At 39.3% G+C, this 24,896-nt stretch carries 25 protein-coding genes, 1 tRNA gene and 1 riboswitch; of the genes, 20 read left to right on the top strand and 6 right to left on the bottom strand.

The annotated features are described in order from the left end of the window. Together V7D18_RS03545 and V7D18_RS03540 are read left to right on the top strand one after the other, a co-directional pair. A partial coding sequence (locus V7D18_RS03545) for a hypothetical protein (protein WP_426151505.1) occupies window positions 1-691 on the top strand: 691 nt, incomplete at its 5' end. Between the two features lie 499 nt (window positions 692-1,190). Further along, window positions 1,191-2,480 (top strand): MFS transporter, encoded by a 1,290-nt coding sequence (locus tag V7D18_RS03540; RefSeq protein WP_426151503.1) that lies wholly within the window; start codon window positions 1,191-1,193, stop codon window positions 2,478-2,480. 59 nt (window positions 2,481-2,539) lie between these two features. Here the strand turns inward: V7D18_RS03540 and V7D18_RS03535 are convergent, their stop codons facing one another. Further along, window positions 2,540-4,327 carry a sensor histidine kinase gene (locus V7D18_RS03535; protein ID WP_426151501.1) on the bottom strand — a complete coding sequence of 596 codons (1,788 nt, stop codon included), beginning with the start codon at window positions 4,325-4,327 and terminating at the stop codon, window positions 2,540-2,542. Continuing rightward, window positions 4,324-5,946 carry a response regulator gene (locus V7D18_RS03530; RefSeq protein ID WP_426151499.1) on the bottom strand — a complete coding sequence of 541 codons (1,623 nt, stop codon included), beginning with the start codon at window positions 5,944-5,946 and terminating at the stop codon, window positions 4,324-4,326. The genes V7D18_RS03535 and V7D18_RS03530 overlap by 4 nt, the downstream gene beginning before the upstream one ends. A 215-nt stretch (window positions 5,947-6,161) precedes the next feature. Between V7D18_RS03530 and V7D18_RS03525 the strand changes: the two genes are divergently transcribed. From V7D18_RS03525 to V7D18_RS03510, 4 genes are all read left to right on the top strand, one after another. After that, window positions 6,162-7,604: an ABC transporter substrate-binding protein gene (locus tag V7D18_RS03525; protein ID WP_426151497.1), complete on the top strand. Its 1,443-nt coding sequence runs from the start codon at window positions 6,162-6,164 to the stop codon at window positions 7,602-7,604. Window positions 7,605-7,714: 110 nt separating this feature from the next. Continuing rightward, window positions 7,715-8,644: a carbohydrate ABC transporter permease gene (locus V7D18_RS03520; RefSeq protein WP_426151495.1), complete on the top strand. Its 930-nt coding sequence runs from the start codon at window positions 7,715-7,717 to the stop codon at window positions 8,642-8,644. Window positions 8,645-8,657: 13 nt separating this feature from the next. Next, window positions 8,658-9,533: a carbohydrate ABC transporter permease gene (locus V7D18_RS03515; protein ID WP_426151493.1), complete on the top strand. Its 876-nt coding sequence runs from the start codon at window positions 8,658-8,660 to the stop codon at window positions 9,531-9,533. Window positions 9,534-9,619: 86 nt separating this feature from the next. Further along, entirely contained in the window at window positions 9,620-10,603 is a 984-nt protein-coding gene (locus V7D18_RS03510) for a DUF4846 domain-containing protein (RefSeq protein ID WP_426151491.1), read from the top strand. Between the two features lie 59 nt (window positions 10,604-10,662). Here V7D18_RS03510 and V7D18_RS03505 read toward each other — a convergent pair whose 3' ends face one another. Continuing rightward, a complete protein-coding gene (locus V7D18_RS03505; protein ID WP_426151489.1) occupies window positions 10,663-11,328 on the bottom strand; it encodes an ECF transporter S component in 666 nt (221 codons plus the stop codon). An 84-nt stretch (window positions 11,329-11,412) separates the two neighbouring features. Further along, a riboswitch (FMN riboswitch) is annotated at window positions 11,413-11,529 on the bottom strand. Window positions 11,530-11,740: 211 nt separating this feature from the next. On the opposite strand from V7D18_RS03505, the gene V7D18_RS03500 reads away from it, so the two are divergent. Beyond that, window positions 11,741-11,813: transfer RNA gene (locus tag V7D18_RS03500), tRNA-Ala, on the top strand. Between the two features lie 407 nt (window positions 11,814-12,220). Here V7D18_RS03500 and V7D18_RS03495 read toward each other — a convergent pair. Further along, a complete protein-coding gene (locus V7D18_RS03495; protein WP_426151487.1) occupies window positions 12,221-13,708 on the bottom strand; it encodes a PucR family transcriptional regulator in 1,488 nt (495 codons plus the stop codon). 182 nt (window positions 13,709-13,890) lie between these two features. Here V7D18_RS03495 and V7D18_RS03490 point away from each other — a divergent pair, with 182 nt between their 5' ends. The 13 genes from V7D18_RS03490 to V7D18_RS03430 all read left to right on the top strand — a co-directional run bounded on the left by V7D18_RS03490 (window position 13,891) and on the right by V7D18_RS03430 (window position 22,594). Next, window positions 13,891-14,451 carry a nitroreductase family protein gene (locus V7D18_RS03490; RefSeq protein WP_426151485.1) on the top strand — a complete coding sequence of 187 codons (561 nt, stop codon included), beginning with the start codon at window positions 13,891-13,893 and terminating at the stop codon, window positions 14,449-14,451. A gap of 66 nt (window positions 14,452-14,517) precedes the next feature. Next, window positions 14,518-14,808 (top strand): antibiotic biosynthesis monooxygenase family protein, encoded by a 291-nt coding sequence (locus tag V7D18_RS03485; protein WP_426151483.1) that lies wholly within the window; start codon window positions 14,518-14,520, stop codon window positions 14,806-14,808. Between the two features lie 58 nt (window positions 14,809-14,866). Next, window positions 14,867-15,505: a hypothetical protein gene (locus tag V7D18_RS03480; protein ID WP_426151481.1), complete on the top strand. Its 639-nt coding sequence runs from the start codon at window positions 14,867-14,869 to the stop codon at window positions 15,503-15,505. A gap of 360 nt (window positions 15,506-15,865) precedes the next feature. Next, window positions 15,866-16,837 carry a Gfo/Idh/MocA family protein gene (locus V7D18_RS03475; RefSeq protein ID WP_426151479.1) on the top strand — a complete coding sequence of 324 codons (972 nt, stop codon included), beginning with the start codon at window positions 15,866-15,868 and terminating at the stop codon, window positions 16,835-16,837. A gap of 570 nt (window positions 16,838-17,407) precedes the next feature. Beyond that, a complete protein-coding gene (locus V7D18_RS03470) occupies window positions 17,408-17,671 on the top strand; it encodes a hypothetical protein (RefSeq protein ID WP_426151477.1) in 264 nt (87 codons plus the stop codon). A 143-nt stretch (window positions 17,672-17,814) separates the two neighbouring features. Beyond that, window positions 17,815-18,123 carry a hypothetical protein gene (locus tag V7D18_RS03465; protein ID WP_426151475.1) on the top strand — a complete coding sequence of 103 codons (309 nt, stop codon included), beginning with the start codon at window positions 17,815-17,817 and terminating at the stop codon, window positions 18,121-18,123. Window positions 18,124-18,199: 76 nt separating this feature from the next. After that, entirely contained in the window at window positions 18,200-18,565 is a 366-nt protein-coding gene (locus tag V7D18_RS03460; RefSeq protein ID WP_426151473.1) for a hypothetical protein, read from the top strand. Window positions 18,566-18,829: 264 nt separating this feature from the next. Then, window positions 18,830-19,390: a YdeI/OmpD-associated family protein gene (locus tag V7D18_RS03455; RefSeq protein ID WP_426151471.1), complete on the top strand. Its 561-nt coding sequence runs from the start codon at window positions 18,830-18,832 to the stop codon at window positions 19,388-19,390. 179 nt (window positions 19,391-19,569) lie between these two features. Beyond that, a complete protein-coding gene (locus tag V7D18_RS03450) occupies window positions 19,570-20,055 on the top strand; it encodes a GNAT family N-acetyltransferase (RefSeq protein WP_426151469.1) in 486 nt (161 codons plus the stop codon). A gap of 109 nt (window positions 20,056-20,164) precedes the next feature. Continuing rightward, complete coding sequence (locus V7D18_RS03445; protein WP_426151467.1) at window positions 20,165-20,557, top strand: hypothetical protein; 393 nt, start codon at window positions 20,165-20,167, stop codon at window positions 20,555-20,557. A gap of 55 nt (window positions 20,558-20,612) precedes the next feature. Beyond that, a complete protein-coding gene (locus V7D18_RS03440; protein ID WP_346064951.1) occupies window positions 20,613-20,918 on the top strand; it encodes a hypothetical protein in 306 nt (101 codons plus the stop codon). Window positions 20,919-20,984: 66 nt separating this feature from the next. Continuing rightward, window positions 20,985-21,743: a sugar phosphate isomerase/epimerase family protein gene (locus V7D18_RS03435; protein ID WP_426151465.1), complete on the top strand. Its 759-nt coding sequence runs from the start codon at window positions 20,985-20,987 to the stop codon at window positions 21,741-21,743. Window positions 21,744-21,808: 65 nt separating this feature from the next. Further along, window positions 21,809-22,594 (top strand): GIY-YIG nuclease family protein, encoded by a 786-nt coding sequence (locus V7D18_RS03430; RefSeq protein WP_426151463.1) that lies wholly within the window; start codon window positions 21,809-21,811, stop codon window positions 22,592-22,594. 386 nt (window positions 22,595-22,980) lie between these two features. On the opposite strand, the gene V7D18_RS03425 is transcribed toward V7D18_RS03430, so the two are convergent. Then, a complete protein-coding gene (locus tag V7D18_RS03425; protein ID WP_426151461.1) occupies window positions 22,981-23,370 on the bottom strand; it encodes a carboxymuconolactone decarboxylase family protein in 390 nt (129 codons plus the stop codon). Window positions 23,371-23,398: 28 nt separating this feature from the next. Further along, complete coding sequence (locus V7D18_RS03420; RefSeq protein ID WP_426151459.1) at window positions 23,399-24,817, bottom strand: pyruvate carboxylase subunit B; 1,419 nt, start codon at window positions 24,815-24,817, stop codon at window positions 23,399-23,401. Window positions 24,818-24,896: the final 79 nt, after the last annotated feature.

The raw sequence follows: 24,896 nt of genomic DNA, 5'->3' as shown, positions 1-24,896 counted from the left end.
GACCGGAGATACGGGTCCAACAGGAGACACCGGCCCGACCGGAGATACCGGCCCGACAGGAGATACGGGTCCAACGGGAGACACCGGCCCAACTGGAGACACCGGCCCAACTGGAGATACTGGTCCAACCGGAGACACCGGCCCAACTGGAGATACGGGTCCAACTGGAGACACCGGCCCAACGGGAGATACCGGCCCGACAGGAGACACCGGTCCAACGGGAGATACCGGCCCAACGGGAGACACCGGCCCAACTGGTCCAACCGGAGATACCGGTCCAACCGGTCCAGCAAATATCACCACGGTTCAGACTGCTACGCCATTGGCATTAACATTAGGTGTGACAACACCCGTTTTAACTTTAGCAGCAATCACTACAACAGCCAGCCAGAATGTAAAACTGGATTCTATGGCCGAAGTAGAGATTACGACATCATCTGCTGGTAACTATCAATATACGATTGTTTATGATCTGTTACGATCTGGAGTCATTATTTCTACAGTAACGGTTGAGAAAGATGACGATTCAACTGGAGCAACAAGACTATATGGAGAAATACCAAATATGACATGGGTAGATACGCCCGGTGCAGGCACATTCACGTATTCTGTGAATATAACCGTTACCGGAACAAATGTCGCAACAGCGAGTGCAATAACCAGAGCACTTAATGCAATTGTTATAGGATAAGTTATTTAAAGGGGCTGTTTTAAAACTAATTAATTTTTTAGTGGAGAAACAGTTCCCTTTTTGTATGTTGGAAAATATTTAAAATCTACAAAATGATATAATATGGCTCAAAGTTTTCATTATTCTTTCCATTTTTGTTCCAGACGGATGTGGATGCGACCTTTATGCGATTGCAAGAAAATGCAATGTTAAATATACAGCTGAAGCCAGGCTATAACCTTCAGTATGGTGGTTCAGTAAGGTGGATCATACATTATCAGGAATACATCAGCTTTGCAAATTATAGACGATATGTTACAATGCTCTATGAGCTAACTACCGGAAATGGGAAAGTGAGGTGATAAAAATCATGGGAAACCAAACAATCGATATGAGTGCTTTTCTCTGTACAGGGTCTGATGAATGGACGAGGCTTGTACAGAGGGGTATCATTTAATCATAATCTCGTCCTCATTGGATTTTGTACTTATAGGGAATTTACTTATAAGGAGAGAATACAATGAAATCAAAATTAAATACAGATTATAAAATATTCTGGCTGGGGCAGGCGGTATCTCAGCTGGGCAGTTCCATGACTTCTTTCGCTCTGACCATATGGGCTTATAAGCAGTCTGAATCAGCAATGGCAGTGTCATTTATGACATTTTGCAGTTATCTGCCTTACATATTAGTAAGCATTTTTGCAGGGACTTTTATAGACCGGGCGTCAAAAAAGAAGATTCTGATTATTTCCGACACCGCAGCGGCCGTGTGTACAATCAGTATTCTTTTAAGTTTGTACAGGGGAAGTCTTGCGTTGACGCAGATTTATCTTGTAAATGCAGTCATCGGTTTTATGAATGCGTTTCAGTCACCGGCATCATCAGTTCTGACCGGGCTTTTGATAACAGATGGAAATTATGAGAAGGCAAGTGGCCTGAATTCATTTTCTTCTAATTTAATCATGGTTACTGCGCCTGTTCTTTCCGGGACACTTGTTGGATTTTCCGGAATCTGGCTGGTGCTGGTAGTTGATCTGCTGTCATTTGTGTTCTGCATGTTTACATTGTTTTTCGTAAAGCCGGGGGAGAATGCACAGACATCAAAAACACTTAACTTCCATGCAAAACGGAAAGACCGGGAAGATATAGAATTTTTAAAGAAAGAACCAGGTATTTTATATCTGATGCTCAGTCTCGCACTGATTAATTTCTTCTCCAGACTGACCTATGAGAATATCCTTTCTCCTATGATTTTAGCCAGAAGCGGAGGAGATACAGGTACCTTTGGACTGGTTAACAGTATGCTGGGCGCAGGTGGAATTGCGGGCGGCATATTCGTTGCTGCAGGCAAAGGAACAAAAAATCCCAGTAAGATGATTTATCTTTCAGCAGGAATTTCATTTTTGCTTGGAGATTTGCTGATGGGAGCAGGGAGAAATGCTTTTGCATGGTCTGCAGCCGGAATCTTTGCAAGCTTTCCCATACCATTTATCATGGCAGGTCAAAGCGCACTGTTGTACCGCGCCGTTCCAGTGAACATCCAGGGAAGAATTTTTGCAATCCGCAATGGAATTCAATATTCCACAATTCCCATAGGTCTTCTTCTTGGTGGGTATCTGGCTGATTACGTATTTGAACCATATATGGCTTCTAATCATACTGGAGCAGTTTTTTTACAAGGCATTGTTGGGAAAGGACATGGAAGCGGAATGGCAGTCATGTTTCTGTGTACCGGCATGCTGGGGGCTTTATCATCAGTGCTTGGGTATAAAAACCGGTCTGTCAGGAACCTGGCCGGTCCAGTTTAAATTTAATCCATCATAAACAACAACCGGATCAGCATGGAAAAACCACACTGATCCGGTTTCTATATATCTTTAGGAAGCTCAATAATAACGCTGTTCTTTAAATAAGGGATGCTTAAGAATGATATATGAAAAGAATCCCCATAGCACGCTTTCAGTCTCTTTTGTATATTGGACAGTCCGAAATGCTTTTGGGACTCCGGCGAATTTTCCGTAATGCAGGCATTTGCCACTTCGATATCAATCCCCTTACCATTGTCCGTTACTTCAATCCTGATCCGGTTGTTTTCCGCTGATGATATCAGAATATCAATCCGGGGAGGAACCGGTTCAAAGCCGCTTACTAAACCACCGAAACCGTGGCGTATGGAGTTCTCCGCCAGCGGCTGCAGAAGAATTTTCATGATTTTGCAGTCTTTTAACGAAGGTTCAATTTTAGTTTCCAGCAAAATCCCGTCTGAAGAGTGGCGGTTCATGATTTCCATATAGGAAATGACATGTTCCACTTCTTTTTCTACAGAAATCAGAGTTTTTCCAAAGCTCAGTGTAGTCCTTAAATATTTTCCCAGACTTTCCAGCATCCCTTCGGCAGTTTCCGAATGACCATTTAATATCTGAAAATGAATGCATTCCAGAGTATTGTAAAGAAAATGAGGATTAATCTGTTCCGACATCATCTGTATCTCTGCCATTGCCTTTTTTTGTTCCTCGTCCTTAATCTGTAAGAGCTGCAGCTGTATGGTATCGTACATCTGGTTTAACTGGACTCCCAAAAGGCTGATTTCGTCTGTATGGTTAAATTCTCTTCGTTTTGTATAGGTTTTGTCATTGATGTTCCGGATTATGGTTCCAAGAACCCTTAAATTTCTGGTAAGAAGCCCGGAAAGAGCCAGGCTGAGTAAAACGGCCGCCAGAAAACAGGCTATCCACACAAGAATAAAAAACGAGCGGAGCTCCTTGATATCCCCGGTAAGTGCAGATTTTTTTGTCATGTGGACTACGTTTAAATTACAGAATTTAATGCGGTCCATGGTCAGAAACAGATCTTCATTTTCCGCTTTAACCGTTCCTTCCTGCCCGGGAGAGCCGTCTGTAATCCATTGGCAGATCTGGGGAAGAAATGCATCCGGATACTCTTTTTCCGTGATATCCAAAGGCTGCCCGTTTTCGTCCGCCAGATACATACAGTAAGTGTACCGGTTGGACATCCGGTTAAAATAATCCCGGATCTGCTCCGTGTCAATCAGAAGAATGAACCGTACTTTTCTTAAGTCAGGAAGATCCTGATATGCCAGATTCTTTGACGAGAGGATACTGGAGACGGGATAGGAGACTGGAATTACCCCTTTTTTGCCAAACATGATGCTGTACCGGGTGGGCAGTACAGTTATATGCAGATATTGCCAGATATTCTCGGGCAGAAGCTGATCAAAGTGGCTGCTGATTCCAAGCGTTGTGGGACTGAACATAATATGATCATCTCCGCATACCAGTACATTGTTTACAAGATCATGATTCTGAAGAAATGAATCTGTAACAGCTGCTGCAGAGGTGAAATATCCGGCGTAGCCGGTAAAATTATAGTTATTGATATCGGCGATCATCTGGGGAAACGGTTCCTTTACCAGCAGATGGTTTGTAGCAGCTGAAAGTGAATTAAACTGGGAAGAAAGGGAAGCCCCGGCCATCTGCACAGAGCTTCGTGCTCTTCTTAAGACTTCATTGGTGTTTCGCTCATAAAAATAGAAATAAGACAGCTGTCCGATGAGAAAGAGAGCAGCCGACGTAATGAAAATCATTCCAGTCACAAGCTGGTAACGGAATTTTAAATTGGCGAACCATTTGATCATGGACTGCTCCTTTCTCCGGCAGCAAACTGTTTCTGATATTCGGAAGGTGTGAGTCCGGTTCTTGCTTTGAAGGCACGGCTGAAGGAACGGTAATCCTCATAACCCAGCAGCAGGGAGACTTCTCCCGATGTATGTTCCTGGAACTTCAGCTGTTCCTGTGCATAGTTGATCTTTAAATCCAATGTATAATCACGAAAGTTCAGCTGTGTTTTATTTTTAAAATAAGTGCTGAAATAGCTTTTGCTTAGTCCCAGATAACTGCATACATCTTCAGTTCTGGGGTTTTTTAAGAGATTTTTATTAATGTAGTCAAGTGCTTTCTGTATTAAAGGATCGTTCTTGGCCGCCTGGCTGACCGCCAGTTCTTCTGCAAATCCGGAAAGGATCTTTATCATAAAACTTTCAATATCCTCTAATGAGTTCAGACTCTGCAGTGCTGCAAAAGAATTGCCGGTATAGCTTTTTGGAGGGCCGTCCAGATACCGGGATAACTGGCTTTGCATAGTGATTATCAGATAATTGCACATACTGTATAGATAGGAAGGCGGGGGGAGAACGGGGGTCGTCAGCTTATCTAAGTAGAGTTTTAAGCGGATCTGTATTCCGTCTCTGTCATCCTTTAATACAGCCTCCAGAAGATCATCTCCGGGCATAATCACGGCAGGCTGTCCGATATCAAGAACAGAAGAATCAATAACCGGACCGGTTTCGGGATAGATATGCCAGGTAATAATCTGCCTTGCCTCCTGGAAAGAGGAGGAAATTGTGCATAGAGAAGAAACAGGTTTGCCGATGGCAGCTGTGATGCAGACAAGTCCGTCTTTATTGATTTTCTTTATATGATACTCCAGCATCTTATGGAGCGAGTTCCACTGGTCTGACTGGAATGGAAGATTTACGATCAGTACAAGCCCGGCAGGAGGATAATCGGAAATCAGCGCGGGTAATCCGTTTATTTCTTCTTCCAGAGCTTCCAAAAGAGGGACAAGTGTGTTTGCCAGTTCAGCAGTTTCTTCCGCATACGGATACGTGGAAAATGCCTGGATCAAAACCGAGCAGCTTTCCTTATCCCGTATGGGCAGGTCATACTCTTCAATTACCTTATTAAGCTCCGGGGCGGAAAGCTCTCCTCTAAGAAGCTGGGGGATTAAGTTCTGTTTTCGCAGGGAAACCTGCGCTTTTCGCAGCTTTCTCAGTGTGGAAAGCTGATCGCTGTGATAATCCCGCCTGCTTAGAATTTCTTCTTTTAAATTTTGGATCAGTTCTGTTAAATCCCTGATGGAAATGGGCTTCAGCAAATATTCCCGCACTCCGTACCGGATGGCATTTCTCGCATATTCAAATTCATCATAACCGCTTAATATAACAAAAGAACAGTCAAACTGTTCCTCTCTGGCGCGCCGTACAAGCTCAAGTCCGCTCATCCCCGGCATCTGAATATCAGTTATTACAATATCCGGTTCATAATAGCGGATTTTATCCAGGGCTTCCGCGCCATTGGCAGCAGTCCCGATCAGTGTGATCGAATAATCTTCCCATGGTATAATGGACCGGAGACCGGAACGGATCTCCGCCTCATCGTCTACAATCAGCAAAGTAATAATGGATATTGGGCTCATAGCGGCATCCTTTCCTCAGTTCGTATTGAGAAGCAAGGCAATTATAGCATTGTGCATAATGAAAATCAAGGCGAAAGGCTTTGGGTGAAATAATTCGTAAAAAATGTTACATGTATAGTAGAAAAAGTGGTGTTTTCAAACGATAAAATGATTTATTATAAAGACACATCACCAACAAGAAGGTAAAAGTTGACAAAAGGAAGGGAGCAGAAACTATGAGAAAAACAAAACGACTGGCAGCAATGGGGCTTGCCTGCATGATGGCAGCATCAGCATTATCCGCATGTGGGGCAAAAGGTACGGAGCAGACGACTCCGGCAGCAACAGGAGGCGGCGAGGAGAAGACAACAGCCGCAGGGGGAGAAACAAAAAAGGATTCCGCTTCGTCAGATAAGGTGAAAATCACCATCTGGACGGATAACCGGCATGATCTGGAGTACATGAACAAAGTAGTTGATGAATTTAATAAAACCAATGATCATATTGTCCTGGACTACGTTGTGCAGACAGAAAACTACGAAAACTTATTGTCCATGGCTGCTAATTCAGGACAGTCACCGGATATATTTTCTCAGATCAACGGAGATGATTTCAGGAACTTCGTGGATAATGGAATTATCCAGCCTTTAAATGATTACCTGACTGATGACTTTAAAAAAGTAAATGAGGTGGATCAGCACTTATATGAAGGCTGTAACGTAGTAGGAGATAAGATATACTGGGTTCCATGCGGCAAAAGAAGCGGCTCCAGAATAATTTACAACAAAGATATCTTTGATAAGCTGGGACTTGAGGTGCCGAAGAAGGTCAGTGACCTTCCGGAAATAGCAAAGAAGATCACAGAGGCAGGCGCAGGAGATTATTACGGAATCATTTTCCCGGGAGCCAGCGGTCCTTTTGAAAGATGGCTGGAGCACTCTGCAGAAATGAGCGGAGTTACCCTGTATAACTACAAAGAAGGAAAATTTGATTTTACCGGATTTAAGCCATACCTTGAAACAGTACGCCAGATGTTCCAGGACGAAAGTGTATTTCCTGGCTCAGCATCCATAAAAATAGACCCGGCACGTGTACAGTTTGCAGAAGGTCATGCAGCAATCCATGGCAATGCATCCCAGGAAGCAACCGTTTTAACCGAGCAGTTCCCGGCTAAGATCCAGTGGGGCGTTGCACAGCTTCCCACTCTGGACGGCGAGATCAAAGGTGCTGAAGCCTGCTCACCCAATACCGGCTGGATGATGAGTGCATTTACAGAGCATCCGAAGGAAGCATGGGAAGTTATTGAATACTTTGGATCCGAAAACGTATTAAAAGGTTACCTGGAAGGCGGCTATTCCCTGCCAATATCCAAGTATATGGAAGATAAGATTGATAAGAGCAAAACCGGAAGAATGGCAGATTTTGCAGGTGCTGATTATGAAGCAGTGTACCCGGTTGTTCCATCCGTAACTCCTGACGGCGAAAATTACAGAGACGCACTCTGGAATGCATGTCTTCCGGAAGGACCGTCTATCGACGAAACCATTGCTAAATTAAATCAGACCTATAATGATGCTCTGGAAAAAGAAGTAAAAATGGGCAAGACAAAACGTGTGGTTATTAAGGATTTTGATCCTCTTCATCCAAGCGCAGGCACAGTGGAATATCTGGATAAGTAAAATGGTATTACGGCTGCTGCAAACAGAACTTGCTGTCTTGCAGCAGCCTTTCTTTCACCGGTGGGCAGGAGCGGACAGGCGATTTTAGAATAAAAAAAGGAGTGAAGGAAATGAATTCAAACAAATCTTTGGGACAACGGTTAAAAAAGAGCTGGGATCATGGAGATATCCCCATGTGGCTGATGCTGATTCCCACCATCTTTTTTATCCTGGTAATGTCGGTATATCCATTTACATGGCTGATCCGGTATGTTTTTTATGATTACAATGGTTTTAAGGCATATTTTGTAGGATTCGAAAACTTTAAACGAATTACCGGAGATGGGATATACTGGAAAAGCGTTCTTCACACCTTTGAATATGCCCTGTGTAAGCTTCTCTTTCTGCTTCCTCTTTCTCTGGTGACAGCGGTGCTTTTACAGAGAAAACGGTTTGGAAGCGGACTGATGCAGGGAATTTATTTCCTTCCAACTGTCATCAGTTCGGCGGTATACAGCCTGATCTGGTATTTTATCTTTGCCACTTATAACGGAGTTTTAAATGCGTTCCTGCAGGGCATAGGAGTGATACAACAGCCTGTAGACTGGCTGGGAAGCGGCAAAACTGCAATGGCAGCAGTGGTCATAGTGGCAGTCTGGGGAGGTTTTGGAAATTATATGATTCTGCTGATTTCCGGACTGGCTGGAATTCCCTCTGATGTATATGAAAGTGCACAGATAGACGGTGCGAACGGAATTCAGACCTTTTTTAAGATCACCCTTCCCATGCTGGGACCTGTATTAAAAGTAGTCATTATGCTGGCGATTACCACCGCATTTAAAGATTATGAGTCCATACTGGTATTAACGGCGGGCGGTCCCAACAACCGGACCCATGTGATGTTTTCCTACATTTTCCAGATGGTATTTGGCACTTCAAGAGCAAAGACCCCGCTTCAGATCGGATATGGCTCCGTTCTCAGCATAGTTTCAGCGCTCATAGTGGGAATTATCACGATTGCATATCTGAAGGCCAGCAAAAAAATGGATGACATTTCATAGGAGGGAGAAAACAATGGCAAAAGAAAGAGCAGGGCATTCCGTAGAATCCCGTAAAACCAAAATAATTAACGTTGTTATTTTTCTTCTTCTTGCAACACTGGCATTTTTTACTGTTTATCCGGTTATTTATATCCTGTTTGGTTCCTTTAAAACCAATAACGAACTTGTCCGGGGAGGCGTAAATCTGCTTCCGCAAAAATTCATTCTGGATAATTACATACAGGCATGGGAAATGGCGAATTTCTCCAGATACACTCTTAACAGTCTGATAATCAGCTTTGGAGTAATGGCAGTTTCCCTAACTGTAAGCAGTATGGCAGGCTATGTATTTTCCAGAAAAGAATTTAAGCTTAAAAGTCTCATCTATAATTCCATGGTAATGTTCATGTTTATTAATGTGGGAAGTGTTGCACTTCGTCCCCTGTTTGAACTGGCTGTAAAATTGCACATGAACCGGTCTCTGATTTCCATCGTGCTGATATCTGCCGGAAGCGGTCAGGCGACGTATGTGTTTCTGATCCATGGTTTTATGAACAGCATCCCAAAAGAGATGGATGAAGCCGCAAAGATAGACGGCTGCAGTTTTTTCGGAATCTACTACAGAGTCATACTTCCTGTTTTAAAGCCCGCTTTGGCAAGCGTTGCCCTATTATCATTCCGCGGCGGCTGGAATGAATATATCCTTCCCTTAATCTTTACCATGACCAATGAAAAGCTTCGCCCACTGACCGTAGGAGTCGTTGCTCTTCAGAATGCAGGTGACGGAGCAGCAGCATGGAATATTCTGTTTGCAGGTTCTGCCATCGCCATTGTTCCCATTATCCTTGTATATATGGTGGCAAGCAAGCAGTTCATGGGCGGAATGACAGCAGGTGCGGTCAAGGGTTAAGATTCCTTCTGGTAATCAAAATAAGACTATGCTACAATGTTAGAAAAGAGTCTGGGAAACACTGCCAGTATGTAGGGGGTCTTATTATGAAGCGAACCATCAGTTTTGTTATAGCCGGGGCGATACTTTGTATGGCGGCTGTTTCGGTGCGGTCAGATCATCCGGGGATTATTTTAAATGAGCAGCCGGTACCTTATGCTGCTACGCCGGAACGCGGCCTGTCAATTGTTTCGCTGGAGGAAACCAAAAAGGAAAGCAGAATAGAAAGTTCTTCAGCTGGAAGTGATATGACGGGTGATAAGGCTTTGCTTTTAGATCCTGCCGGTTCTACGCTGGAGAGCCGTTTCCTGGTTCCTGCCGGTTACAGGAGACTGGAAAAACCGGCAGGAAGCCTGCAGGGATATTTAAGACAGTATTCCATGAAACCGGACAAGAGTCCCGTACTTTTATATGACGGTAAGGAGAAAAAACGCCAGGATGTCCACGCTGCAGTATTTGCCATGCCTTTGACAGAAGGAGATCTACAGCAATGTGCTGACAGCGTCATACGAATGTACGGAGAATATTTATGGTCAGTGGGAGCCTATGATGCCATTGCATTTCATTTAACCAGCGGATTTTTAATGGATTATCCGTCCTGGAGAGCCGGAAAGCGTCTGCTGGTGGATAAAAATAATGTATCCTGGGTACAGAAGGCTGCTTATGATGACAGCAGAGAAAGCTTCCTAAAATATTTACGTCAGGTCATGGTATATGCGGGAACGCTTTCTCTTGAAAAAGAGTGCACCAGGACCGATCTAAGCCAGGTGCTGGCAGGCGATTTATTGATTCGGGGAGGAAGCCCCGGACACTGTGTTATGGTTGTGGATGTGGCCGAAGATGAATCCGGGAACCGGTGTTTTTTACTGGCACAGGGATATATGCCGGCCCAGGAGTTTCATGTACTGAATAACCCTCTTCATGACACAGATCCGTGGTATTACAGCAATGAGATTAAGGATACAGTTGTAACACCTGAATATTCGTTTTCCATAGACAGCCTGAAGCGTTGGAGAGAATTTAACAGATGAAGAACAGACAAAAAAGGTCCTGCCCGCTTAATGGGTTGGACCTTTTTAGGGTTATTGTTTTACATTGCGCCTCTCATTACCATAATTACCATAATACAGGTAACAAAAACTACTGCAGCAGTGAGCGTCATGCCAAGATTATAACTGCGTTTCTCTGATGCAGTATCAGTAAAGTTTAAGAGATTGGATTTTCTTAGTGTAGTAACTAACGGTTTATAGATCAACAATGTCAGTGCCGTATTAATTCCGCCTTTCAGCAGGTTAAAAGGTACAAATGCAGGAAGCAGAAGCTCAGCCACCGCTTCTCTGGGGTAACCCATGAAAATCGGGGTGATTAAATAGTTCCAAAGTACCATAACCAGTGTCATAAGAAGTGTTCCGGCAACCATACCAAGAAAGGCTCCCTTCATGGAGTGGTGTTTCTTATAGAGGTAGGCAGCAGGACAGACAAAGGCCACGGTTGAAAGGATGTTCATAATAAGTCCGATGATTCCGGTGCTGCTGATTGTAAACATTTCGATAAAAGAGACAATAATTGAGATCAGAGCTGCGGACATAGGACCAAATAGAAATCCTCCGGTCAGAATAATCACATCTTTGGGTTCATATTCCAAAAATGGAACGATAGGGATTAACGGGATCCGGATTGCCACCACGGCGACAAATGCCAATGCACACAGCATCGCCATTACAGTTAGTTTGTTTGCTTTTCTGCTCATATTCATGATACAGACCTCCTGAAAAATAAGTAACACCTGAAAGAGTGTCTTTCAGGTGTTAAAAATAGACAGGTGTATTATCATCATTTAACACATCTTCTTTCATCCAGACTTTACTGTCGGTATTGGAATTTAACCAATTCTGCGCTCTGAGCGCTCGCGGACTTTACCGCCGGTCGGGAATTTCACCCTGCCCTGAAGACATCTGTATGCAGTTGTTCTGAATGTATTATAACATTTTTTTTGTTAAATGCAATATCTAGTTGCAATTTTTTTTACTCTTTGCTATAATAGCCGTCATGGGGGTATAGCTCAGCTGGGAGCGCGAGATGTCCGGTAAACGACCCCTCAAAGAAGAAGTAGATCTAAAGAAGTAAAATGCTGGAAACCCGCATAGATAAAGGGTTTTCGACCATATGGGGGTATAGCTCAGCTGGGAGAGCGCTTGAATGGCATTCAAGAGGTCATGGGTTCGAATCCCACTATCTCCACTTAAACAATAAGCCGCAGGCATGAAAGCTTGTGGCTTAAATTATAATTTATAGGGACGGGACACTTGATGAATCAAGGGTAAAAAGGTACTTTTTCATTTTGAAAATGTGCCTTTTTTAATAGTTTATTTTACAGATTGAAATTGAATTAATGATTATATTAAAAAGTGATAGATACGTTTTTCTATATGAGGCATATCGAGTGCGTAATTCTGATGCACCCAGCTTATTTCAAATTGGAAATCGTTGGCGACACCCTTGCTATTAGCAATGCTTCTACATCATTTGATCTCGTGTCAAGACCCTCTGCTGTGATACACTGTCTACCTTTCATGCCGAACCATTCTCACTATAGTGTTAAGCAATGCCGGTTACGCTGGTTGCTTAACATTTTTAAAAATATATAGCTAATAATCCAAAAGTACTAATGCAATCATCAAGTAAAGACAATTTCGAGGATCATCTAAATCCATATTTATAAAAGTAGAGATTTTATTTAATCGTTCTAAGAGAGTAGTACGGTGGATAAACATTTTTTTTGCAGCATGTGTTGCATTGAATTTTTGATCAATATATGTTTTTAGAGTGAGGACATATTGAGTATTATGATTCTTATCATATTCTCGCATCTTGATCAGTCCATCTGGACAAAGAGATTCTGGTGTAAGGTTCTGGCAGGGACTATTTAATATATACTCAAGGCAATAGTCGTCAAATTTATAGCAATGCAAATTCGGATTTAAATGTTTGCCAAGTTCCAGTGCAGAAGAAGCCTGAATATAATAATTTCTTACATTATTAATATCGCTAAATTCTTTACTTTTACCTAATCTAAGGTTACTACTCTGAAGAAGTGAGTGTAATTTTGTTTCAGTTTTAATATCGCTCAATAAGGACAAGTTGATTACTGCACAGAGATTGTTGTGATATTCGAATACGATGGCAGAGTTATTAAAGATTTTTTTAATTTGGGAACATTGGGATTTAATCATATTGTAGCGGATATCCATTTCAGATAATTCAATAAAGCAGAAATAAAAGTTATGGTTTGCCTTCCAACTATGGGTTGTGAGCGCTTTTTCAAGGGTCTGTTCTGTAACTTGCTGTTTATTTAAATACTGTTTTAGAATATAATCCAACGAAGTATAGTGGTTTTGCTCATGAACTTGATTTTGCTCATAATTGAGCAGGGCATAATGAGCCATGTGTCGCAGCAGAATCGGGTCGCTCTCTCGGAAAGGTGTGCGCGCTTCCATAATCGAGATAAAAAGTACAAATCTGCCCTGAGATCGAACTACGATGGAAAGGTGCCGGTAATCGTGATCGGATAATGTTGGTATCCCATTGTTCCACATTCGCTCATAGTTTTCACTTTGCTTCAAATCAGTCAAGCATTTTTCTGGTATATAATTGTATTTAATATTTAGTGGGTTATTTTTTGACTCTGCAAGTATACGATAATCGGCATCACTGAAGTAAATAGGATTGCGGAATATAATGTCGGACACATCAATAATATCTTGTAAGTCTGTATTGTAATTGACACATTGTTGCAGACGTTGATCCCAGGTGTCATATTGATCAAATAATACTTGTACTTCATTGAAAAGAGCAAGGATGTTGATTTCATCCTTGACACAGATAATAGAAAGCTCCTTATTAAAAAAATCTTCTGGTGGCTTTCCCACACTGATTAAACAAGCACCGAGCTCTGTCTTGAGAGAAGCCGGTAATGATTGCTGAGAAGCAATATATATATGGTCACATAATAGTGCCTCCTGATTAATATAATGTTCTGGTCGATTCAAATGTAATTCATCGGAGTAGTTATCATTTTTTGAACAAAGGATAATATCTGATAATTGTTCCAGAAGAATAGAAACATTGAGATGCATAATTATACCTCCTTTATAAACACTACAAATTGTAGCTTATTTTCTTGGAAAAAGCAATAGTTTACGGCTATCTATTTCTGATATGCAGGAGTAGAATATAATCATGCTCAAATTAAACTACAATGTGTCGGTATAAAGAGTATGCTGTGTAAAATTAATTTTCAAGATAGGAGAAAGATAAGATGAACGAGACAATCAAAATCATATTAAACAGAAGAAGCATCCGCAAGTACAAAAATGAACAGATTAAAGATGAGGAGCTGCAAATGATACTGGAAGCCGGAAAATACGCTCCTTGTGGCTTGAATCAACAATCTACCTACTTTACTGTAGTACAAAATGAAAAGATGCTAAAAAAAATTAATGATGTGTGCAAGCAAGTCTACCTCAGTTCAGGCATTAAAGTTTTTGAGGATCGAGCAAAGGCTGATAATTTTTGTGTATATCATGGTGCTCCGACGTTTGTTATAGCATGTGGTGAAAAGGAGGTAGCCGCTTATCTCAATAACGGCAGTGTGGCACTAGAAAACATGTTGATTGCTGCTGAATCTATGGGAATTGGTTCATGTTGGGTTCATGCATTGACCATGATTTTCCAGACAGAGGAAGGACAAACATTGAAAAACGAATTAGGAATCCCAGATAATCATGTCTTTGTTGGCGCAGCAGCTTTTGGATATAAAGACATGCCACAGCCATCTCCGGCTCCAAGAAAGGAAGGAACAGTAAATATTATTCGTTAAATAATCTTTAGTAGATAAAGTAAATATTTACTGCTGGTTATAAGGCATAGATTATTGGAGGTACCTATGATTGCGAGAATTGTAAAAATAAAATGTATTACAGGAATGGAAGATCAATTAATCAGGGTAGGTAAGAATAAGTTGGTTTCACTAAATGTCAAAGCTGGCTGTATCGAAGTACATTTCCTAGAGCCTAACCATGAGGATGATAACCCGCATTTTGGTGTTATCAGTTTATGGAAAGATCAACAATCGCTTAATTCCCTAAGAAATAATAAAGAATACCGTTCGTTACAAAGTGAATTAGCACCACTGATTGATTTGATAACAGAAGAAATATATACCGTATCTGATTAAGGATAAGCGGATTAATCAGTTATCTGACAATACAAAAGTAATAAAGGAGATTATAAAAATGACACAGATTTATCCAAATCTTTATCAGTTCACGGATGTTGTTGAGCCAATTAAACTTTCTATGCACCAATACCTGTTTTTAACGGATGAGCCCATCCTAATTCAAACAGGCTCTGTAACACAAGCTCAAGCCATGTTACCTAAGATTAAGGAGTTACTAGGTGACTGCTCACTCAAATATATTTTAATTTCTCATTTTGAAGCGGATGAGTGCGGAGGTCTGTCACTGATTATAAAGGAGTATCCAAATGCAATTGCTGTTTGTTCGGAAGTGACTGCAAGGCAAATATTAGGGTTTGGAATTGCAGCAAATGTTGAAATTAAAAAACCGGGAGACTTCTTCACCGGAAGTAACTTTGACTTTGAAATAATTAGTTATCCCTCTGAGGTGCATATGTGGGAGGGCCTTCTGTTTATGGAAAAGGAAAACAGAATTTTTTTCAGCAGCGATTTGATGTTTGGAATGGGAGAAAACCATGGACAAGTTCTAGAAACCAGTTGGAACGATGCGGTGGGTGTCAGTGGCGCAGAGTCTCTTCCCACCCTTGATATGCAAAAAAAAATGATTGCTGATTTGAAAACACTTAGTCCTGTGTTTGTAGCTTCTGGACATGGACCTTGTATCAAGATTATGTAAGCATCAGAATAGTATAAGAGTCTTTCATGAAATATAGAATGTTTTAAGTTCAATAGCCCTTCTGAATCAAAGACGGCAAGACTCTGGGCAAACTTCATGAACCTAAAACGATAAGTTTGAAGATTTGACTCAGGCTCAATAAGTAGATTGGCGCACACTGTCACAGTTTATCAAACCTCTTGGACTTTTCTGCTGAATTTTAGTGGCTTCCAGTCAATATTTTCTAGTCGACAGCATTAAAACATGGTACACTAAAAACAGCTTAAGCAATTAGATGGATATAGGCATGACTGGTAGTCAGGTACTATATCCATAAATATATTGTAGTAAATAGCAGATAAAATAGGGGAAGGAACATAGATGAGGAAAATAACTTGGGGAATAATAGGACTTGGTAATATTGCCAATAAATTTGCTCAAACACTAAGGGAAATGAATGATGTTGAACTTAAAGGCGTCGCTTCAAGAAACAAGCAAAAATCAGAGAATTTTGGTAAAGAGTATGGAATTAACCCAAATAAATGTTATGGAAATTATGAAGATTTAACGAAGGACGAGGATATAGATGCTATATACATTGCAGTTCCTCATGTCTTTCATAAAGAAATATCTATTTTATGCTTGAAAAACGGCAAGTCAGTATTGTGTGAAAAGCCTGTTGCAATGAATGAAAATGAAATAAAAGAAGTCATTAGTGTTGCAAATGAGTATAAAACATTTTTTATGGAAGCTATGAAAACCCGTTTCCTACCAGTTAATCAAAAAATAAAACAATGGATTGATGAAGGAAGAATAGGAAAAGTAAGCCTATTACAGGCAGATTTTGGATTTAGAGCACAATTTGATCTACAGAACAGACTATTTAAGAAAGAATTAGGTGGCGGCTCCTTATTAGATGTAGGTGTATATAATATTTCTTATAGTTCTTTTATTTTTGGTAAAACTCCTACAAATATCTGTAGTAATATATTTATCGGAGAAACTGGAGTAGATGAAAGCGTTTCAGTTATTTTATCTTATAAAGATGGAGAGCAGGCATTACTTTATAGCGCTATAAACCTTGATACCATAAGATCTGCCAATATTCTTGGAACGAAAGGGAGGATATGTGTCCCCAAATTTTCAAATGCAGATACTGCTTATATTCTTACTAATGGAGTTGAAGAAAAAATACACATGCCTTTTGAAATAAACGGTATGGAGTATCAGGTTAGAGAAGTAGTAAAGTGCATGAATGAGGGGAAAATTCAAAGTGAAATTATGAGTTGGAACGATTCAATTGAAATAATGAAAATAATGGATAGTGTAAGAAGCCAAAAGAGATTCTCATAATTGTGGTATACGTATTATCACTGAAGAGGGCTGTCATGTGTTGCAGCAGGGCAGGGGTGTTGCCTTGGAAACGAGTTATAGCTTCCTAAATCGATATAAGTCCTGAGGCCTAAATACATTGGAAAAAAGGTACGTTTTGAAAATGTGCCTTTTTTGTCCTGATTGTAAATGACAGGGAGCATTATTAAGGTTATGTAAAAATGGGTGATTTATTATGTGTGAAAAGTAGATAACGAATAATAAATTACCATAATTTAGTTGAATTATTTTACAATTTGACATAAAATAAATAAAGTACTCAAGTTATAAAATGTAAGTATGTATTATAAAAATTTAAATTTAAAAATATTATATAAATATTTGCATTTGAAAGGTTTACAATGGTTATCAATAAATTTTAAATTTGAAAAATTTGGATTAAGGAAAATAAATTAAGCATGTTATAGCAATAATGGGAATAATTCAGTTGGTCATTTAGTTTATATGGATAAATAGCAATGAGAGATTGAAAATATAAATTCCAGAAATAAGAAATAGAGAGGCTTACTATGCAAAAAAAGGGGACAAATCATGGAACGAAATTTATTAGTCGGAAATGGTATTAATATTCAATTTGGTGGAGTCAATGTTTATTCTAATTCTGCCATATTGAATCGAGTCATTGAAAATATCAGAGCAGGAAAATACATAGCTCTAACTGAAAATAGCTTGTCAATAGATGAGCAACTTGGATTGTTAAAGGGGTTGGTTAGAGTAATTGATCAAATAAAAGCAGGTAAATATAGAAGTCAGGTTGATGGTTTATTCATGCTTATGGAAATGGAAAGGATTTAGAAAAAGTATTAGGGAGCGCAGACAACGTATATCATCTGCATGGAGAGTTCGAAAAACTAGCACCTGAATATGATGTTACAAGTTTGTATTATAATGCTTATGAATTAGCATGTAAAGAATTGATATCAAAGAAGATCCCTAATATGAATCACATATATAGTGATACAATTATGAGCTGGTCCTGGTTAGATAAGTATGGGGAATTAATTAAACCAGATACAAAACATAAGGAAGAACTCTTTAAAACAATCAGCGGTCAGCTGGAGATAATAGGATTGGCTCCAGCAAATGATGAGCATCTGTTTTTGCTGATTAATAATAATCCCCGAATTAATTCAGTTGTGTATTATTACCTTAAGGATGAGGATAGGACTGAATTAAAGCATCATATTAAAAAACCTGTGACCTATAAAAAAGTTGTAAATCTTTGGGCTTCTATGCAAAAAGTATAATAAACCACACAGCCAATAGTAATTAACAAAAGGGGGTATCGCTACGAAGATACATTTTACAAGAGATAGTGTTTGTATGGGTGATGATTGTTTTGATAACGGAAGAGATTTCTATTTTAGTGATGAAGCAACTTGGGAAGAGATAATGACGATTATTAAAGAAAAACGGTTTTTGGCATCAGTATCGGGAAATGATGTTGTATGGGTACTTGAAAATTATAAGAAAGAAGAAGTCTTATCATACTTTACGCTAAAGGATATTGTTGTACATTGCACTACAAAGACTTTACTTTCAGAAATTTGTAATGGAGTGAATGAACTTCGTTTTCGATATGTTGCTTCGCCAAAAAAGCGTGGAGAATATATTGAACAGATTAATAGTAACAGCCAGTATAACATATGGCATGAAGGATGGATAGAAGAGTATAAATTATGCAAATAGTGTAGTATTGACTTACATTGTAAGCTATAAACAGAGAGGCATAATCATGAAAGAGAATATATTATTTCAGCTAGATATGTGCTGGCAACTTTATCTTTATCATATGAACAATCTTGAGGAAGCAGAGACGCTGTGGGTATTCAATTTCTATGGGCGGTTCTTATATAAAACGTGTGCAAAATAGCTTTCATATATGATTTTAAGTCAGATTATAAGTCGGAAGTCAAACTTGATTCACATTATTTATTATTGGGAGGTGATATTTTGAATGAGTATTTACAATTTGCTTTGCGGGATGAATTTAGAAACTGGTTGAAAGATAATTGCTTGTCGAGCGGCGGTATTTGGGTGTTATTCGGCAAGTCAGGTGGGCCCAAAACTATAAAAGCAAGCGAGGCGCTTGAAGAAGCCCTTTGTTTTGGCTGGATTGACGGTCAAATGCAAAGTATTGACGATAAATCCTACATAAAATATTTCTCTATGCGAGGGAAAAACAGTAAATGGTCAGAAAAAAACAAGACGTTAGTAGAAACGCTTGAAAAACAAGGAATAATGACCGATTACGGCAGAGCGAAAATAGAGGAAGCCAAGAAAAACGGCCAATGGGACACGCCTAAACCTCCCGTAATTACGGATGAACAAATAGAGGTTATATCGGATTTATTGAAAGAACATGAACCAGCCTACACTAATTTTCTCGCAATGTCTCCATCTGTAAAAAAGACTTATACACGAGCATATTTTGATGCAAAAACTGATGCTGGACGCAATAAACGTCTCTCGTGGATGATTGAACGGTTAAATAAAAATCTTAAACCAATGTAAAGATTTTTCTAAGCAACAATTTAAATAAATAGCTCACCTTTGTTTCCGAAGGTATAGAAAGAATGTGGTTAGCTTCCCCTTTTGAGCAAACTGCGCAATTTATGTGACTTCCCATTATATTTATAAAGTATTGAACTGTGTATAGTAACATAGAAATTTGAATTTAGAGAGGTACTAATATGGATGTAATAGTTAGATTGGCATATAGGGAAAAAGATGAAATACTTCAATTGTTTAATGAATATACAGATAGTATTTTAGCAGACGATGAAGATGTTGCTGAGTGTTTGAAATCACAGAATTATGGTGATGAGAAAAATAAGCTTGAAGAAAAATATGGTTTGCCAGAAGGAAGATTATATATTGCAAGCATTGACAATAAGTTTGTAGGGTGTGTTGCGTTAAAAAAAGATGACGATGAGTATTGCGAAGTGAAACGCTTATATGTCAGACCGGGTAATCGAGGAAAGCATATAGGAAAGAAACTTATGGAACAGGTTATTTCTGATGCAAAAGAAATTGGCTATCAACATATAAGACTTGATACGTTTCCTTTTATGGAAAAAGCAATTAAAATGTATAAGTATTATGGATTTTATGATATCGAAAGATATAATGACAATCCAGCATCTTCAGCAATATTTATGCAATTAGATATACAATGACAAATCCCAATTTGCATGGGATTCTGAACTTCCCATTATATTTATTAAGCAAATGGATAATGTGACTGCGCGTCTGATGACTTAAAACGAACTTTCAAAGGGTGAGATTATGGATAGAGAAGAGTTATTAATTAATAGGTATGGGGTTTATCCAAAAGAAGAATACAGGGATGAGATCAGAAAATTATTAATTGAAGAAATTGATAATGAATTATTTTCAGAAAGCCATGAGTGCCTTAGGATACTATGCTTTTTATTGTTTTCAATTGGAAATGTAAAAGATTGTGAACTTATTTGGAAAGCCAAAATGTTGAATATGGATACTGGATGTATGGTTGATACTGTGTATTTATGTGGGGCTGGATATAATAAAACGCTGCTTTATTTAAATAATAAAGAAGGTTTAGAAAAGATGAAACAATATATAGTAAAAAATATAGGTCAAGAGTTCAGAAAAGATGAAGTTATTGAAGAATTTAAGAACTATTATGGGCTTGATTAAATGCTTTTTACAACTTCCCATTATATTAATGATGAACAGACGAGGAGAAATAGTTGTGAAGAGAAAGGTAGTAACATTATGTGGATCAGTAAGGTTTTGGAATAAAATACAAGAGATGTCTGAAAGATTAGAATTAGAGAATGAATATGCTGTAATAGGAATTATACCTCACGTTATGGATAGAGATTTAACAGAATATGAAAAAGATACATTAGGTGAATTACATAGAATAAAAATCGATTTGTCAGATGCAATTTTTGTTGTAAATGTTGATGGTTATATTGGAGAAAGTGTAAAAAAAGAAATAGAATATGCTAAACAAAAAGGAAAAGAAATATTTTATTTAGAAAGTGCTGATTAAACAAATTCAAATCTGGCTATGCTGTTGCTTCCCATTGGTATTAATCAGAAAAGGAGGTCATGAGCTATGAAAGAAATAGTTTTATGTGATGGATCTAAACCTGAAGAAGTATCAATGCTATGTAAAAAATATGGTATATCAGTAAATATTGATGCTTTTTCCGAAACTGATGTTTATGATGATTATTGTGAAGAGGTTAATAAAACTTTAATAGTGTATCATGATATTAATATTGTCTCAATGCATGGACCATACAAAGACTTGTGTTTGGGCAGCAAAGATAAACTAATAAGATCAGCTACTATGGAGCGATTTGAAAATGCTTACAATATTTCAAAATTATTGAAATGCCCTAATATTATTCTTCATCATGGGTATATACCTGGAACAAGTATACCGTCTAATTGGATAAAAAGAGCTGCATTATTTTTTGACGAATTTCTAAGGGAAAAAGATGAAAGCATTACAATTCATCTAGAAAATCAGTTTGAACATTCACCAGATATAGTTTCTGAAGTTATTTCAACGGTAAATGATAAGAGGTTAGGTATTTGTTTGGATGTGGGTCATGCCAACTGTAATTCTAGTACTCCTGTATTAAAATGGATAGAACACTTAAATAAAAAAATAAGTTTCGTACATTTACACAATAATAATGGACTTTCTGACCAACACTTAGATTTTTCAAGTGGAACTATAGACTTTATGGAGATATGTATGGCGTTGGAAAAACATTCTCAAAATAGTACATGGTTAATTGAAACAAATAGTTTAGAAGACACTGAGAAATCTATACAATGGTTGAAGAATAATAATTTTTTTTAAGTTAGTTATTATCATAATCTTGATTTATGAGTGTAGATAGACGAACTAGGTTTAAGGAGGGCAGTATGCGAGAACTTTTTGAACAGTACATTGATCGTAGAATTGCTAACATGACGTTCTCTTTTATAGAACTGACATCAGGTGACATTCATAGAGATGTCGGAGGATATCCCGGAAGAAATCACAAAATGGTAATCTGCTGTGATGTTATGTATAAACGGATGGCTGGTGATGATGAAGTCATCAGCGCACCACCAAGCGGCAAAGGTGCTACGGTCACAGTAAGATATTATAAGAAGAACCATCAAGGTGGAGCACTGGTTTGTCCGGTGAGCGTGAAGAAAACTGCGCCAAAGAAAACAGCTAGTGATATGAAGATGCAACCTAATGAAGTTCATCTGATGGTATGTGGGCACCGATTTGATTTTGTGCAAGAACTGATACCGGAGAATGTCGGTGGTAAAGCGGTAGCATTTTATCCGCAGCAGGATTACAACAATAAAAAGAACCTGCCTTTGCACCAATATGGCAGCGGTGCCTTTTGCAAGTTTCAGATAAAAGCTTCCGGCATCGCTGGTGTATATCTGTGGGTAATACAGGATGAGATAGTTTACATTGGTGAGACAGCAGACTTTGCACAGAGGTTTAATACGGGATATGGGAACATTTCACCAAGGAACTGCTTTGTAGGTGGACAGTGTACAAATTGTAAAATGAACAAGGTTGTGATGAAAGCTTATGATGCTGGAAATTCAGTAAAGCTTTATTTCTACGTAACCGATAATTATAAACAGGTAGAGCTGGAGCTATTATCACAATACAACACGATGTATAATGTGAAAGATAATTGACGGGGTTCACGTAAACCTAAAAATTGGTGGATATGTTTCCTAGTACGAGATAGTGTAAGTCCATTTCGGAAAGTCAGGCTATAGATAACAGTCAGGTGACAAAAATGTTGGAAGAGCTCTCAAAAACCGGAAAAAAGTTAATTGAATACATGAATATGGGTTAAATGTCTGTACTATGCTGATTAGGGATCAGATCGAATAGCTATGACCATATTGATATAGAATATGTTGAACGGATGGGAATCAGAGTAGTTGGGAATTTAAATTATATCACTGTCTGAAACCTAATTTTCGTATAAGGAAAAGCGGCATGCAGTAAAATGCATTGTGCCGCTTTCTCTTTTCACATTTGGATTTATATTAGGAAGAATTAGTAAATAGCTTTATTATAAATCAACGGGTTCAAATAGATCACCCAGAGTCTCAAGTGCGGGAAGAAGTTTTGTTACCCCGCAGGTAAAGAATATAATTCGGATTACTTCAAATATTTCATCAATCGTAGCTCCGTTCTTTATGGCCAGGTCAGCATGAACCTTTGTGGTTGTCTGGGTCCCGGTGGCCATTCCGATGGCCATAACAATGAGTTCCCGGTATTTTTTCGGTATGTTCACATCGTTTTTATTGCAGTTTAAATACTGCTGCAGGAAAGCATTTATTAAATTCGGGTCGTTTCCCATAACCTGATGAGATTCTAACAGGGAACCTCCCCGTGCCTCCTTTAATTCTCCCAGGATGTCCTGGGAACGCTTTAATTTTTCAGCATTTTTTTGCTTCACTTATTTTAGTTCCTTTCTGGTTAGCAATTCAAAGACCGTATTTTACCTTAAAAAAATCAGGCGCGTAATTAGGGAAGAGTGCATGAGTTAAAATGTCTTCTTCCGTACGTGCTAAACAGCTGGACTCTGCTTTAGCTTTTTCAAAGCCGGGCTCAAGTAAATCTGCCGGTTTTTTTGTGGAGGGTATCTCTTCTCCCAGTGCTTTTTCTAAAAGAACCGGATCTACAGGGCCAGGGGGCATACCGTACATTCCACGGCAATAATCCTTAATTTCCTTACTGACCATGGAATAACGGTTCCCGGTAAGAACATTGGTGGTAGCCTGTGCACCGCACATCTGGCTGGACGGGGTTGCCAGCGGAGGATATCCCATGTCAGCTCGGACTCGGGTAACTTCCTCTAAAACCTCCGGAAGGCGGTCATACAATTTCATAGCGAAAAGCTGGCTTTCCAGGTTTGATAACATGCCTCCAGGGATCTGATGTTCAAGACACCCCACATCCACGCCTATGAGTTTCGTCTCAAAATTTGAATATTTCTTTCTAATATCAATAAAGTCCTTGTTTATCGACTTGAATTGACCTACGTCAATTTTGGGATCCCGGCTGGTCCCCTTTAATGCCGAAACAAAACTTTCAATAGGAGGATGGGCAGGACCCATTGACATGGAAGATACGCATACGTCAAGTCCATCGACACCTGCCCGGATGGCTTCCCAATAGGCCATTTCAGCCATTCCGCCGGTACAGTGGCAGTGAAGATGAACCGGGATTTTTAATGCTTTCTTAAGAGCAGAGATTAGCTCATATGCAGCATTAGGAGTCATGAGACCCGCCATATCTTCCACATGCATCAGTGAGGCTCCCATGTGTTCCTGTTCCAACGCATTCTGAACAAATACTTCTGTGGTATGGAAAGGACTTATATTATACTGAACAGAACCTTCAATTTTTTTTCCGGCTTTTTTAACTGCGCGAAAAGCAGATTCACAGTTCCTTAAATCCTGAAGAGCATCGAAAATAAGAAAAATATCTATTCCAGCTTCAGCAGCTTTTTCAATAAATTTTTCCACGATATCATCAGGATAGGCTTTATAACCAACAAGATTCTGAGCGCGCAGAACCATCTTTAATGGAGTCTTTTTTACATATTTCTTAAATGTACGAACTCTTTCCCATGGGTCCTCTTTTAAAAAACGGATAGCCACATCAAAGGTCGCACCGCCCCACATCTCCATACTGTCGTAGCCGACTGCATCCATGCGAGAGAGCAGAGGAATCATATCTTCAGTTGTCATTCTGGTCGCAATCAGGGATTGCTGTCCATCCCGAAATTCCACACTGTTAAATTTAAGGGGACTTCCGGCCCCAGCAAAATCTGCCGCACCGATTCCGGTGGGTATCTGGTTCTTCCTGTTCCAGAACAAAGTATCACATCCTTTTCGCATATTTTGATCCCTATTTAGGTATTCAGGATTCATAGATAGGAAATTGCTAAAACGATAAACTAAAACGATAATCCAATCT

It is taken from the genome of Lacrimispora sp. 38-1 (assembly GCF_049890855.1).
Classification (GTDB): Bacteria; Bacillota; Clostridia; order Lachnospirales; family Lachnospiraceae; genus Lacrimispora.
The sequence above is the reverse complement of the archived record's forward strand: the minus strand, read 5'-3'. Positions and strand labels throughout refer to the sequence as shown.

Excerpts from the sequence above, each read along its gene's own strand:
- V7D18_RS03475 (WP_426151479.1), top strand. The coding sequence starts at position 15,866 with ATGAGGAAAATAACTTGGGGAATAATAGGACTTGGTAATATTGCCAAT.
- V7D18_RS03510 (WP_426151491.1), top strand. The coding sequence starts at position 9,620 with ATGAAGCGAACCATCAGTTTTGTTATAGCCGGGGCGATACTTTGTATG.
- V7D18_RS03515 (WP_426151493.1), top strand. The coding sequence starts at position 8,658 with ATGGCAAAAGAAAGAGCAGGGCATTCCGTAGAATCCCGTAAAACCAAA.
- V7D18_RS03485 (WP_426151483.1), top strand. The coding sequence starts at position 14,518 with ATGATTGCGAGAATTGTAAAAATAAAATGTATTACAGGAATGGAAGAT.
- V7D18_RS03445 (WP_426151467.1), top strand. The coding sequence starts at position 20,165 with ATGGATAGAGAAGAGTTATTAATTAATAGGTATGGGGTTTATCCAAAA.
- V7D18_RS03450 (WP_426151469.1), top strand. The coding sequence starts at position 19,570 with ATGGATGTAATAGTTAGATTGGCATATAGGGAAAAAGATGAAATACTT.
- V7D18_RS03540 (WP_426151503.1), top strand. The coding sequence starts at position 1,191 with ATGAAATCAAAATTAAATACAGATTATAAAATATTCTGGCTGGGGCAG.
- V7D18_RS03435 (WP_426151465.1), top strand. The coding sequence starts at position 20,985 with ATGAAAGAAATAGTTTTATGTGATGGATCTAAACCTGAAGAAGTATCA.
- V7D18_RS03520 (WP_426151495.1), top strand. The coding sequence starts at position 7,715 with ATGAATTCAAACAAATCTTTGGGACAACGGTTAAAAAAGAGCTGGGAT.
- V7D18_RS03420 (WP_426151459.1), bottom strand. The coding sequence starts at position 24,817 with ATGCGAAAAGGATGTGATACTTTGTTCTGGAACAGGAAGAACCAGATA.
- V7D18_RS03505 (WP_426151489.1), bottom strand. The coding sequence starts at position 11,328 with ATGAATATGAGCAGAAAAGCAAACAAACTAACTGTAATGGCGATGCTG.
- V7D18_RS03525 (WP_426151497.1), top strand. The coding sequence starts at position 6,162 with ATGAGAAAAACAAAACGACTGGCAGCAATGGGGCTTGCCTGCATGATG.
- V7D18_RS03470 (WP_426151477.1), top strand. The coding sequence starts at position 17,408 with ATGGAACGAAATTTATTAGTCGGAAATGGTATTAATATTCAATTTGGT.
- V7D18_RS03535 (WP_426151501.1), bottom strand. The coding sequence starts at position 4,327 with ATGATCAAATGGTTCGCCAATTTAAAATTCCGTTACCAGCTTGTGACT.
- V7D18_RS03465 (WP_426151475.1), top strand. The coding sequence starts at position 17,815 with ATGAATCACATATATAGTGATACAATTATGAGCTGGTCCTGGTTAGAT.
- V7D18_RS03530 (WP_426151499.1), bottom strand. The coding sequence starts at position 5,946 with ATGAGCCCAATATCCATTATTACTTTGCTGATTGTAGACGATGAGGCG.
- V7D18_RS03430 (WP_426151463.1), top strand. The coding sequence starts at position 21,809 with ATGCGAGAACTTTTTGAACAGTACATTGATCGTAGAATTGCTAACATG.
- V7D18_RS03495 (WP_426151487.1), bottom strand. The coding sequence starts at position 13,708 with ATGCATCTCAATGTTTCTATTCTTCTGGAACAATTATCAGATATTATC.
- V7D18_RS03480 (WP_426151481.1), top strand. The coding sequence starts at position 14,867 with ATGACACAGATTTATCCAAATCTTTATCAGTTCACGGATGTTGTTGAG.
- V7D18_RS03490 (WP_426151485.1), top strand. The coding sequence starts at position 13,891 with ATGAACGAGACAATCAAAATCATATTAAACAGAAGAAGCATCCGCAAG.
- V7D18_RS03460 (WP_426151473.1), top strand. The coding sequence starts at position 18,200 with ATGGGTGATGATTGTTTTGATAACGGAAGAGATTTCTATTTTAGTGAT.